Genomic DNA, 11686 nt, shown 5'->3' with positions numbered 1-11686 from the left:
GTACGGGGCGGGGAGGTCGCGGTACGACGCGGGTGTGCGCGGTACGGGGGACTACGCGGTGTGGGGCGGGCGGCGCACGGGGTGGAGCAGGCTGGCGACGATCGAGCCGGTCTCCGGGAATGTGGCGCGGTCCTTGACACCGACGATCGCCGGGCGGCGGTCCGGTCGCCAGGTGAAACTTCCGAAGAGGCGGTCCCAGACCGAGAGGTCCACGCCGAAGTGACCGGCCTCGGCCAGGTCGGCGCTGTGGTGCAGCCGGTGTTGCTCGGGGCTGGCCAGGACGTGGTGGAGCGGACCGAGTCGGACGTCCACGTTCGCGTGCACGAAATAGCCTTGGACAAGGGTGAAGAGCGCCACCGCGAAAAGGCAGTCGGCGGAGAATCCGAGAAATCCCAGTGCCAATTGGACCGTGCCCTGTTTGAAGGCGACATCCAGTAGGTGGTTGACGCCGTTATTGGCGACGTTCACTTTTCCCGGGACGTGATGAATTCCGTGTACCTTCCACAGCCACCGATTGGAATGCGCCCAGCGGTGGGCGAGGTAGCCGGTCAGTGAGGAGGTCAGCAGCGCGAGGGGCACCTCGGCCCCGAGCGCGAGCCCCGGGCCCGTGACGGGGGTCGCGGCCAGAACGGCCGCGACGACCGACTGGCCGAGCACGGCGCCGGCCATGGTGAACCCGAAATAGGCTGTGTACCAGCACAGTTCCCGACCGCTCGGGTGCCAGTCGGTCCGGTGCGGGATCAGCCGCTCCAGCGCCGCGAGATAGACGATAGTGCCGATCAGGAAGAGCTGGACGGCCCGGCCCCGGTCCCAGTCGAAGCGCAGAACCGAGGTGAATAGCCAGACTGCGGACAGGAGCAGAATCGGGTACGCGGCATAGCGGAGACACTCGCGGGCGGACGCGCCGGTGGTCCACGTATTCGCCGGCAGCGACCCCGTATCGGGTCGATCTTCCATGCGGAGAATCTCCATCACATCCGAATAGGGAGTTCGCAGAGTAGCAGCGGACGTGAGGGGTCGTGAATGTGTGAACGGCGTTTTTTGGCCAGCGCGGTAAGGGGGGCGCACGAGGGTAATTTATAAGAAGAAGTTCTTTTCGTTGTTCGGTGCCCGTGGGGCGGGGTGGAGGGCGCGGGGTGCCGGTGACCGGAAGTAACGATTCGGCACTCGCGTGGGCGGCGCCGGCCATGCCGGTCGCCACCCGCGTAGAGAGCCGTTACCGAGGGGTCCGGGCCCGGCGGATATGCCCGAAACCATTGCCCCGTGGGAGCGCGTGTGGGGCCCGGGCGGAACATGAGCCGTACAACTCGGGCGGCCGGACAGCACAGGAGCCCGCAAGGAGAGAACTGCCCGGGTATACAGGCCCACCCAACCTGGCGGCGCGTCAACGTTGCAGGCGATCGAACAAGGGATGATCCCCGGCCGCCGGAGACTCCCGTGTGGGCAGGGGCATCGCGTGAAGTGATCTTGTCCGGGTTCGTCAGGTAAGGCTGAGGGCGGTCAGGGGGCGGCGGTAGTCGCGGGCGGCGCGTCGAAGGGCCGCGGCCATGTTGGCGGCACCGTCCTGGCGATGAACCCCGATGGCGAGGTTGCGCAGGGAGGCCATGGTGCGGGGCAGATGACCGGTGCGGACCTTGGAGTCGTCCTCGCGGAAGGTCCGGTCGCGGACGTGGTGCAGATGGTTCTCGATGCCCCAGTGGCCTCTGATCCAGGAAGCGAGTTCGGGGCGGTCGCGGTGCCGGGGGCGAGGCTGGTGATCAGGTAGATCCGCTCGATCGTGAGTTCTCCGGTGGCCCGGTCCAGGCGCCACCGGGTGATCTGGAGGGCCTGTTTCGCGTCGGGGTAGTCGAGGTGATCAAAGGCGGCGGCCTTCAGCCTGCGGATCTCGATGCGGTGGTGGGCACGGGTGCGGTCGTAGTGCTCCAACGGCATGTCCCGCCAGGGCAGATGACGCACCTGGTCGTGGAGCTTGGCGTGGTTCTTCTTCACGATCGCCAGGTAGTGGGCCCCGCGGGAGCGGAGGTGGGCGCCGTGGGCGTGCTGGGTGTGCAGCGCGTCAGCGGTGATCACGACGCCGTCCAGATTCTCGATCGCGTCCAGCAGGGTTGCGAAGGCGGGGATCTCGTTGCTCTTGTCGGCGATCTGCCGCTGGGCCAGGACGGTGCCGGTGTGGTCCATCGCGGCGAGCAGGACCACCGCGGTCTTCTCGGTCGTGCGTGAGCCGCGCACCGTCTTTGCTGTCCACCCGCGACAGCCCGACGGCCCCCATGCGGGGCCCGCTCACCGTCCGGGGCGGTCTGGTTGAGGCGGGTGTCGAGGAAGGCGCCGATGGCCCGGTCCAAGACATCGCCGTCGAGACGTTCCAGAAGGCGACGGACGGTCGCAGGATGCGGGATGGGGATCTGCCCGGTGAGCGGGTAGGGGGCAAAGCACTGACAGTCCGCCGGTCAATCTGCCCCGGTCTGGTCAGGCGGTCAGCGGCTCGTGCGGCCGTGGTTAGGTTTGGTCGGCGGTGTCGACGGCCTGGTGTGCGGCCTTTTGGGTGAGGTGGCTGTAGAGGTTCGCGGTGATCGACAGGGTGGAGTGCCGCAGCTTCAGTGAGGACGAGGAGAGTCGCAGCCGGGCGTCCGCCCGCGTGCAGTGAGCCGCGCACCCGGCCGCCCGTGTCGGCCCCACGGAGCAGCATTCACGGTGGTGCAGGCGTGGACCACCGGGCCTGAAGGAACGTCCTCAGGGCCATTCCGCCAGAGGGCCGTACCCCTGGCGGGCGCGCTGCCGGGTGGGCGGCCTGAACCACGCGTCGAGATCGGCGGCGAGCGCTGAACGGATCGAGGGGGAGTCGTCACCCGGATTTCGTCTGGAGAGGCTTCGAACATCGTTACGCTGCACCGAAGTTACCGAAATCACGGAGGGCTGCGGTGGGGGAGCCGACATTCGGAGTCCTGGGGCCGCTCCAGGTGAGGGCGCACGGTGTCCCGGTACGGATCGGCGGGGCCAAGCCCCGGGCCGTACTGGCGACTCTGCTGCTCCAGCCGAACGGCTTCGTCTCACTGGACCTGCTGACGGAGGTCCTGTGGCCAGGTGGCGCACCTCGGTCCGCGGTCGCCAACGTGCGCACGTACGTACGGACGCTGCGGCTGCGGCTGCCCCCGACGGCGGTCGACGGACTGCGTACCGAGCCCTCCGGCTACTCGCTGGGCGTCGAGCCCGGGGAGGTGGACATGCTGCTCTTCGAGCAGCATCTCGCCTCGGCCCGCGCCGCCCGCGACCGCGGTGAGGACGCCGCGGCACTGCGTGCCTACGAAATGGCCTTGGGGCTGTGGCGCGGCGGGGTGCTCCAGGACGTGCCCTCCAGCGTGGTGTGGGACCCGGCCATCACGCGCATGGAGGGGTTGCGGTCCATCGCTGTCGACGAATGCCTCGAGTTACGGCTCCGGCTCGGGGACTACGCCCACCTGGTCTCCGGCCTGCGGTCCCGGCTGACCGAGAGCCCTCTGCGGGAGGACCTGTGGCGGATGCTCGTGCACGCGCTGAACGGCGCGGGGCGCAGCGCCGAGGCGCGGTCCGCGTACGCCGAGGCCGAGCGGGTGATCGCCGCCGAGCTGGGGATAGAGCCGAGCGAGCCGCTGCGGACCATCGGCGCCGAGGTCAACGGATACCCCGGCCGCCGTCGCGCGGCAACGCCCGTGTCCGTCTGTCAACTCCCGATGGACATAATTGACTTCACCGGACGCGCCGTCGAGGTCGCCGACCTGGAGGAGTTACTGTCCACCGCTGGCCGGCAGCCCGTGGTCGCGGCGGTGTCGGGCCCGCCGGGTGTCGGGAAGTCCACGCTGGCTGTGCATGTCGCCCACCGGGTGCGTGACGTGTTCCCAGACGGGCAGCTCTTCGTAGACCTGGCCGGAACGAGCGAGTGCCCCCGTGAACCGGCGGACGTCCTGGCCGAGATGCTGCGCGGCCTGGGCGTCATCGACAGTGCGATACCCGGTGAACCGGGCGAACGCGCCGCGATGTTCCGTTCCCGCCTGGCCCAGCGGCGCTTCCTCATCGTGCTCGACGACGCCCTGGACAGCGCACAGGTGAGCCCACTGCTTCCTGGCACCGGTGGTTCGGCGGTGCTGGTCAGCTCGCGGCGCCGGATGCCCGGCCTGCCGGCGCGTGCCTGCCCGCTCGGGCTGATGCGGCACGATGACGCCCGCGCCCTGTTCGGGGCCATCGTCGGCTCGGACCGGCTGCGCCGGGAGGGGGCCGACGCCGACCGTGTCCTCGCCGAGTGCGGATCACTTCCGCTGGCGGTACGGATCGCAGCCGCCCGGCTCGTGAACCGGCCCGGCTGGAGCGTCGGCACGCTGGCCGACTCGCTGCGCGACGAGCGCGGTCGCCTCGGGGCGGTCCGCTTCGGCGAGCTGGAGGTGCGGGCCGGCGCCGAACTCAGCTACCGCCATCTGCCCGAGCCCGCCGCCACCGCCTTCCGCACGTTCGGAGACCTGCCCGACGACGCCGTCCCGGGCTGGCTCGTCGCCGTTGCGACGGGGTGCGACAGTGGGACGGCGGGGGGTCTGGACACCCTGCTCGACGAACACCTCGTCGAAGTCGTCGGCAGAGACCGTCTCGGCCTGAACCGTTACCGCATGCACGACCTGCTGCGGTGCTACGCCCGGGAACTGGTCCTGACGGACAATCAGGAGATTCGGCTGCGGCGGCGCCTGCGGGTCATAGACGCGCTCACCGCCCTCGCCCGCTCCGCCAACGCTGCCATGCCCACCCGCTTCCTCGGTGTGCTGGGCGAGCCCGACGAGCGGGGTTTGCCGGACGGACCGGCGCACGATGTCGTCCTCATGGTGCGCGCCCGGCCTGTGGACTGGTTCGAGAGCGAGCACCGCAACCTCGTCGCCGCCGTCGACGCAGCAGTCCGGCTCGGGCGGACTGACAGGGCCGCCGACCTGGCGATCGAACTGGCGGGCTTCTTCGACATGCGCGGCTACTACGGGGACTGGCTGCGGACCCACCGGCTCGTGCTCGACGCGATGCCGCACCACGACGACGTCAGGGCTGCTTCCCTGCTGCGCAACCTCGGCCAGCTTCATCTCTACCAGGACAGGTATCCGGACGCGCTCGCCTCCTTCGACCGGGCCAGGGCGCTCTTCGCTGAGCTCGGCCACCCCACGGGGGAAGCGATCGCCGCGGTGGGCTCCGGCTCGGTCCACCGGATCGTGGGTGATCTCGGCGCCGCGCTCGGGACGTTCACCGCCGCGCTCAAGGACTTCGCCGCGTACGGCGACCGGCACGGCGAGGCGGTGGCACGCAACGCGATCGCCTCCGTCTGGCTGGAGCGCAAGGACCCGGAGGCCGCGGACGGCTGGCTGCGAGGGGCCCTGGAACTGTCCCGTGCCGACGGGGACCGGCACCGCGAGGCACAGGTGCGCCGCAGGGTCGCAATGCTGCACGAACTGCGTGGCGAACCGCAGGCGGCGCGTGGCGAGCTGGAGCGAGCCCTCGGCATCTTCGACGAGTTGGCCGACCTGCACTGCGCCGCGTACGTGCAGCAGAGCATCGCGGAACTGTGCTTGCGGCAGGGCGACGCCGGTGAGGCGTCGGCGCTGTTGACCGGTGCACTCGCTGTGCAGCAGCAGCTCGGGGACCGCCGTGCCGAGGCCCGGGTGGCGGGCCTGCTGGGCGAGTTGCACGACGCGACCGGCCGCAAGCAGACCGCGCGGCACTACTTCAACCGATCCCTCGCGACCTGGCGCCGCCTGGGCCTGCCCGATGAGGCCGGACTGGTGGACGCCAAACTCCGCTCCATGCGCTGAGAGGCTGTCGGGTGACCTCCGGCCGGGCGGCTGGCACGCACGCTTCCCGTGTTGTCGTCAGTCGGCGCCGCGCCGCGTCACCTCCCTCTCCGCCCCGCAATCGCACGCACCGGACCGCGTTCGCATTCGGATCAGAGGCCACCCGACAGCCTCTGAGCGGCACCGATGGAAACAGGTGTGGGTGCGACCGCCGTCGCACCCACACCTGGCACAGGGGGTCATCGGGTGCCGGTCGGTCCTCCCGCCGACACCCGGCGGTGTGTCAGCATCTGTTGTTGCTGACCTGGTTGCGCCTGAGGTAGTCGCTCCACGTGACACCCTGGACGACCGCGACGACGACCGCTCCGTCGTGCTTCTGCTCGTAGTGGAGGTGCGGGGAGATGTCGTAGAGGGCCGAGGTGTTGCCGACCTCGCCGATCAGCTGGCCCACGTTCACCGTGGCGCCCGCGGCCACCGAACGAGTCCTCAGATGGGCGTACCGTGTCTGCCAGCCGCCCCCGTGACCGATGACTATCGTGTTCCCGTATCCGGCGCCCGTCGAGTAGTACGACTCGAGGACCGTGCCACCGGCACTGGCGAACACCCGGCGGCCCAGGTCGTCCGGGGTGCCGTTCGCGTCGTAGTGGTTCCAGTCGATCGAGTGCGCGGGACTGTGCCCCGACCAGTTGTTGCCGAGCCATGTCTGGTTGCACTCGAAGGGCATCTTGAAGGCGGGCCGTGCGGCAATGGCGGCTTCCGACGAGTTCGCGACCGGCGCCGCGACAGCGGTGGGAACGGTGAACACGGTGGCCGCGACCGCGCTCATGGTGATCAGCGACCGGCGGAAATTCCTGTGCATGGTTCTCCCCTTGTCGTCTTGCGTCGGGTGACACGGCGATTCAAGGAGGCGGGCATACACAGCGGATACATTCCGCCCGTCGACCCCGCACACCTGCTCCCTCGCCGGCCCAGAGGTGCGCAGGGCTGTGGCGGAATCCCTCCGCGTCACAGGCGTCCGCCTCCCGGAGCGAGGGTGGCCGGTGGGCTCGATCCGCTTTGACGGACATTCGAGATCTGGGGTTCAGCCCCGGCAGGATGTCCAACATGGAGAGCATGGGGAGGAAGAAGCCACGCCCTCGTCGTTCGTTCACGCCGGAGTGCAAGGCCGAGACCGTCGGATTGTGCAGACGGGCGACCGCTCGGTCGGGCAGGTTGCCGGAGTCATGGCATCGGTGGTGGAGGCCGGACGCCGGCAGGGGCGTAGGCGTTGGACAGCGTGGTCAGGTCGTGCACGTCCCGGACCCCGACGGGCTGAACCCACCAGCGCCCACCTGCGGTGCGTGTCCTCGTAGTTGAGTGCGCTGCCATGCCCCGGCCGGCTTCAGTGTCTGTCTCGCTGCGCACCTATGCGCGGCGCAGCTCGTACGGGACCTTGGCCACGCCCTCGCGCTCGCTCCACAGCCGCACCCCGGACCGCGTCAGTGTCCAGCCGCTGTCCTCGTAGGGCATGGGTTCTCCGACACTGAGCTGCCCGAGGAGGTGGGTCAGCTCCTTGGCCATCCGCAGGTCATGCTCGCGTTCTCGTTCGTCCGCGTACCCGTCTGCGCGCATCGCGCGGCGTCAGCACGGCGTCGATTCGGGTTTCCTCGCCGGTCCAGTAGCATCCCGGCACCTGCTCCTCAATGTGGAACCACTGGTCCAACTTGCCCAGAACGAAGCCACCGAGGGCCTTCTCGTCAGCGAACGGTCCAGGGCGTGGCAGCAATGCCTTCTGTCCGTATCGCACTTACCCGACTGTACGGTCCACCTGACGCGGGGCGCGAGACTACAGCTGTTGGCGCAGAGTCCATGAGATGTCGTAGTCCACATGATCGCGGTAGGTCATCACCAGCGCCTGTACCGCCTGACGGAGGGCGTCGCGTGCGGGCCCCGGTGCGGCTTGTTCGTACAGATGCAGCACCATACGGCGGGCTTCGATGTTCGCCACGGCTGACAGCCATCAGGGTGGCCCCGGGGCCGGGTCGTAGGGTGAGCTTGAGGTGCTCGCGCGAGGCGTCGGGGCGCAGGTTCAAATCCTGTCGTCCCCACTGGAGACAGTCGTGGATCAGGGCCGGTTCCGGAGCAATCCGGAACCGGCCCTCGGTCGTTCCCGACGGTCAGAGCTTCTCCGTCAGCAGCTCGTGGACCGTTGCGATGAACGGGTCCGTCCTGTGCACCCGCCGCGTACACATCGCCGCTAGCGCCGTACCGGTGTCCGGGCGGAAGCCGAGGAACAACTGCTGGCCGAGCGTGGCTCCCGCGTGGAAGCAGACCGGACCGTGCGCCGACGGATGGCGGAACCAGGTGAGCGTGTGCGTATGGGCGTGCCCCAGTCCGCGCCGCAGCAGCGGGTGCCGTACGTCCGAGAACGCGGCGGCCGGCGGGCGCGTGGGCGCCTGCGTTGCCGGGAGGTGCGCTTCCAGGAACGTGAGCAGGTCCGGGGGCGTCGACCGGACGGCTCCGGCGGCGTCGAAGCCGCCGGTGTCCAGCGCGGGCAGCGGGCGGCCGTCGCGCCGGTGCCCCACGGCGTCGCCGTCCAGCGGGCTCGGGCGCAGTCGCGTGTCGTGCAGGCCGAGCGGGTCCAGTACCTCCGTGCGGAGCAGCGACTCCCACGGCGTACCGGTGGCGGCGGCCAGGGTGTGACCGAGGACGGAGACCGCGAAGTTCGAGTAGTGCCAGCGGGTACCCGGCCGGTGGCGCGGGCGGGCGCGGAGGAAGGCCCGGACGACGCGGTCGGCCGGGTAGCGGCTGTACGGCGCGGTCGACCACCGGGGCAGCGCCTGCCTGTAGAAATCCGCCGGCAGCGCGGGCAGGCCCGAGGTGTGGGTGATCAGATGGCGCAGGGTGATGGCGCGTACGGAGGGGTGTACGGGGTGGCCGGGGGCCAGCAGTTCGGCCGCCGGGTCCTCGTAGCGCAGCCGGCCGGCCGCGACGAGTGCGGCCAGGAGCAGCCCGGTGAAGGGCTTCGACGCGGAACCGAGCTCGTAGCGCGGTGCCTCGTCCGGCCGCATGCCGCCGCCCAGCTGGTACGTGCGCCTGCCTCGGTGGCTGAGTGCGATCACGAGGTCGGGCGCGTCGATGGTCCGGGCGGCACCGGCCAGCAGCCGCGCCCTCTCGCCGTCGCCCCGGGACACAGGTGCGTCGCCGGTGGGGCGGACCTCGTGCGGGGCCGTCACGCCGGGGCCGGGGCGGCGAGGTCCGAGAGGGCGCGGGACAGGGCCAGCGCCGAAGCGAACGCCGCCACCAGCGTGGGGTGGTAGACGAGGTCGAAGACGGACTCCTCGTCACCTTCCGGCATGCCGCCCATCACCGGCATCGCTCCGTCCGGCTGCTGGGCCGCGGCGAATCCCTCCCAGGCCGCAGGGTCGAGGGTCGGCTCCGGGAGGCAGGCATCGACGACGAGCAGCTCGCCCAGCAGGTCCCAGCGCCCGAGGTCGAGCCAGTCGTCGAGCCACACCGGAAGCCAGAGGGCGAGGTAGTCCGCCACGTCGGCGGGCAGCCCGGCCGGATCGGCGCCCCAGTCGGTCAGATGGAAGACGGTGTGGGTGATGTCGTAGCCGATATTGCCCTCGACGGTCCAGGGCTCGGGCCGGCGCGACAGCCAGGTGCGCCGGTAGGCCTCGTCGGCCGGCATGCTCGGCTCCAGGCCGAACCGGCGTTCCATGGCGCTGAGTCCGAGCCGGCGCACCGGCACGACCTCCAGCGCGCCCCAGCTCTTCAGCCGGTGGTTCAGGCGGACAGCCGCCTCCAGGGACGGCTCCCGGAACCCCAGCTCGCGAAACGGTACGTAGACCTCCATCGGCACGGGACAGAGCGGTTCGCGCCGCTGGCCGTCGAGCAGGCGGGCCCCGGAGCCCAGGAGTTCGTGCCAGGCGTGGTCCAGGAGTTTGCGCGCCAGCGCGGCCTGCTGGGAGCCGGCGACCCCTTCCCGGAAGATGACCTTGCTGATGAGGGCCAGTTCGCCGAGAGGCTTGAACCGGTCCAGGACCCCCACCTCGGGAGGCGGGTCGTCGTCCAGCCGGAACCCTGCCCGGTGCTCGTACAGCCATCCCAGGGCCCGCGCGCCCACGTCATGGATCTGCTGGATGCCGCTCATGCGGCAACTCCCTTCGTGCGGCTGGTGCGGAGGCCGGTGCGGCTCATACGGCGGCCCCGGTGTCCGCTGCGGCAGTTTCCGCCGGGTGGGTGGTCAGCCGCTTGAGGGACAGTGCGGCGGCGAACGCGGTCACCAGGGTGGAGTGGTAGCAGGCGAGGAAGGGGTACGGGTCCGGGTCCGCGCCGCCCGACGAGGCGGCCTGCGCCGTCTCGGCCGGGGAGGCCGTGGGTCCCGTCTCCGGTACGGCACCGCTCGGGGCCTGCGCGGTGGCGAGCGCGGGCCAGGCCGCGTCCAGCAGGTCCGTGGGCGGCGGCCCCGGCAGGGCCGCGGCGACCGCGAGCAGTTCGCCGGTCAGGTCCCACTGACGGCTCTCCAGACAGCCGTCGATCCAGGGCGGCAGCCAGGCCCGCAGATAGGCGTCGATGTCGGCCGGCATGCGCTCGGGCACACAGCACCAGTCCGTGATGTGGAAGACGGTGTGGGTCAGCGCGTAGCCGGAGGGCCCTTCGAACATCCACGGTTCGGACAGCCCGCCCAGCCAGGTGCGGGCGAGCACGTCACCTGCGTCGGTGTGCGGGGCGGTGCCGACCCGCCGCTCCGAGTTGATGAGGCCCAGCTCCCGGTTGGCGTGCTGCTCGGTGTGCGCCCAGCCCCTGGTCGCGGAGAGCGTCCCGGCCAGACGCTCGAAGCACTCGTTGCGCAGCCCGAATCCGGCGAAGGCCGCGTAGATCTCGTACGGGTACGCGGCGAAGGGTTCACCGCGCAGCAGTTCCAGCAGCAGATCGCCGGCGTGCACCTGGTCCCAGGCGAACGTGATGAGGTCATTGGCGGTCGCGTGCTCCGGAGTGTGCGGGGCGGTGCTGCGGCTGATCGTGCTGCAGAGCTGGGCCAGTTCACCGAGGGGTTTGAGCGTGCGGTTGACCTCGGTGTGCGGCTCCAGTACATCCTCGGGAAGCACGAAACCGGCACGGTGGGCGTCGGCCCAGCCGAGCGCCCGCCGCAGCACGACGGGCAGGACGGACAGCGCCGCGCCCGCCGTACCGCCGGGGGCGGCGGCCACCGATGCCGTCACCGCGCCCGCCCCTCGGCCATCAGGCGGGCGGCCCGCACGTGCAGCGCGACCCGGGGGTCCGTGCCGCCCATGAGCTCGACGAAGTCGAGTCCGCGGTCCAGGCCCAGGCTGTCGGGCCGGCCCTCCAGCGCGGCCAGCCAGCGTCCGGCGCCCGCCGCCTGGAGCCAGTTGCGCCGCCGCACCGCGCGGACGAAGCCGCGGGACAGGTCCACGACCCGGTGGGTGGCGGCCCGGTGCACGGCCGACGAGGCGGCGGGCACGGCGAGCGGGGCCAGTACGGAGAGCTGATGGGTGAAGGCCTGCCAGGGAGCCCCTTCGAGCCAGGCCGCGTTCGGTTCGTCGGCGCCGGGTGCGGTGGCCGATGCCGTCCGGTGGAGGGCGGACATCATGCCCCAATGACTCCAGACCGCGGCGTCGGAGGCGTCGGGCCGGGGCGGGAACTCCCGCACGGCACGGTGGAGTACGGCGATGTCCCCGGGATGCGGATGGTGCCCGTGCAGCACACTGGGCAGCAGTAGATCGGCTCCGATGACACGTACCGCGGCGATTCCCGTCCGGTTGTCCTCGTCGATTCCTGCCGCGCCGCAAACCGTGGCGAGGTGGTCCCCGCTCCGAAGAGCGAGGACCACCTCTGTTGCCAGGTCATGCACGGCACCCTCGAGGGGGGACGGAGCATGTGACTGGTCCATG

Annotated in this window: 11 protein-coding genes and 1 tRNA gene; 2 read left to right on the top strand and 10 right to left on the bottom strand. The window is 70.7% G+C overall.

The window, feature by feature from the left end; genetic code table 11:
- Positions 1 to 51: 51 nt before the first annotated feature.
- The 3 genes from JGS39_RS13315 to JGS39_RS13305 all read right to left on the bottom strand — a co-directional run bounded on the left by JGS39_RS13315 (position 52) and on the right by JGS39_RS13305 (position 2676).
- Positions 52 to 957 (bottom strand): sterol desaturase family protein, encoded by a 906-nt coding sequence (locus JGS39_RS13315; RefSeq protein ID WP_219569064.1) that lies wholly within the window; start codon positions 955 to 957, stop codon positions 52 to 54.
- A 543-nt stretch (positions 958 to 1500) separates the two neighbouring features.
- Complete coding sequence (locus JGS39_RS13310; protein ID WP_219569063.1) at positions 1501 to 2229, bottom strand: ISAs1 family transposase; 729 nt, start codon at positions 2227 to 2229, stop codon at positions 1501 to 1503.
- A 267-nt stretch (positions 2230 to 2496) separates the two neighbouring features.
- The gene (locus JGS39_RS13305; protein ID WP_219569062.1) at positions 2497 to 2676 is read right to left on the bottom strand and encodes a hypothetical protein; all 180 of its coding nucleotides are present in this window, start codon (positions 2674 to 2676) and stop codon (positions 2497 to 2499) included.
- A 242-nt stretch (positions 2677 to 2918) separates the two neighbouring features.
- On the opposite strand from JGS39_RS13305, the gene JGS39_RS13300 reads away from it, so the two are divergent.
- Positions 2919 to 5810 (top strand): AfsR/SARP family transcriptional regulator, encoded by a 2892-nt coding sequence (locus JGS39_RS13300; protein ID WP_219569061.1) that lies wholly within the window; start codon positions 2919 to 2921, stop codon positions 5808 to 5810.
- A gap of 262 nt (positions 5811 to 6072) precedes the next feature.
- Here the strand turns inward: JGS39_RS13300 and JGS39_RS13295 are convergent, their stop codons facing one another.
- The 3 genes from JGS39_RS13295 to JGS39_RS13285 all read right to left on the bottom strand — a co-directional run bounded on the left by JGS39_RS13295 (position 6073) and on the right by JGS39_RS13285 (position 7776).
- Entirely contained in the window at positions 6073 to 6648 is a 576-nt protein-coding gene (locus JGS39_RS13295) for a M23 family metallopeptidase (protein WP_219569060.1), read from the bottom strand.
- A gap of 545 nt (positions 6649 to 7193) precedes the next feature.
- Entirely contained in the window at positions 7194 to 7400 is a 207-nt protein-coding gene (locus JGS39_RS13290) for a hypothetical protein (protein WP_219569059.1), read from the bottom strand.
- Positions 7401 to 7614: 214 nt separating this feature from the next.
- A complete protein-coding gene (locus JGS39_RS13285; protein WP_219569058.1) occupies positions 7615 to 7776 on the bottom strand; it encodes a DUF6221 family protein in 162 nt (53 codons plus the stop codon).
- A gap of 25 nt (positions 7777 to 7801) precedes the next feature.
- On the opposite strand from JGS39_RS13285, the gene JGS39_RS13280 reads away from it, so the two are divergent.
- Positions 7802 to 7876: transfer RNA gene (locus JGS39_RS13280), tRNA-Leu, on the top strand.
- Between the two features lie 69 nt (positions 7877 to 7945).
- On the opposite strand, the gene JGS39_RS13275 is transcribed toward JGS39_RS13280, so the two are convergent.
- From JGS39_RS13275 to JGS39_RS13260, 4 genes are read right to left on the bottom strand one after another with little or no spacing between them, the layout of a single operon-like run.
- Positions 7946 to 9004: a serine hydrolase domain-containing protein gene (locus tag JGS39_RS13275; RefSeq protein ID WP_372456145.1), complete on the bottom strand. Its 1059-nt coding sequence runs from the start codon at positions 9002 to 9004 to the stop codon at positions 7946 to 7948.
- Positions 9001 to 9924, bottom strand: coding sequence for a DUF6895 family protein (locus JGS39_RS13270; RefSeq protein WP_219569057.1), 924 nt, complete (start codon positions 9922 to 9924; stop codon positions 9001 to 9003). Before JGS39_RS13270 ends, JGS39_RS13275 begins: the two co-directional genes overlap by 4 nt.
- A 43-nt stretch (positions 9925 to 9967) precedes the next feature.
- Entirely contained in the window at positions 9968 to 10996 is a 1029-nt protein-coding gene (locus JGS39_RS13265; protein WP_219569056.1) for a DUF6895 family protein, read from the bottom strand.
- Positions 10993 to 11685, bottom strand: a complete 693-nt coding sequence (locus JGS39_RS13260; RefSeq protein ID WP_219569055.1) for a hypothetical protein — start codon at positions 11683 to 11685, stop codon at positions 10993 to 10995. The genes JGS39_RS13265 and JGS39_RS13260 overlap by 4 nt, the downstream gene beginning before the upstream one ends.
- Position 11686: the final 1 nt, after the last annotated feature.

This window comes from Streptomyces poriferorum, from assembly GCF_019399235.1.
In the GTDB taxonomy this organism is placed as follows: Bacteria; Actinomycetota; Actinomycetes; order Streptomycetales; family Streptomycetaceae; genus Streptomyces; species Streptomyces poriferorum.
Note: the sequence above shows the minus strand (reverse complement) of the source record. Positions and strands in the feature narration are given on the sequence as shown.

Excerpts from the sequence above, each read along its gene's own strand:
- JGS39_RS13295 (WP_219569060.1), bottom strand. The coding sequence starts at position 6,648 with ATGCACAGGAATTTCCGCCGGTCGCTGATCACCATGAGCGCGGTCGCG.
- JGS39_RS13270 (WP_219569057.1), bottom strand. The coding sequence starts at position 9,924 with ATGAGCGGCATCCAGCAGATCCATGACGTGGGCGCGCGGGCCCTGGGA.
- JGS39_RS13290 (WP_219569059.1), bottom strand. The coding sequence starts at position 7,400 with ATGCGCGCAGACGGGTACGCGGACGAACGAGAACGCGAGCATGACCTG.
- JGS39_RS13260 (WP_219569055.1), bottom strand. The coding sequence starts at position 11,685 with ATGGACCAGTCACATGCTCCGTCCCCCCTCGAGGGTGCCGTGCATGAC.
- JGS39_RS13315 (WP_219569064.1), bottom strand. The coding sequence starts at position 957 with ATGGAAGATCGACCCGATACGGGGTCGCTGCCGGCGAATACGTGGACC.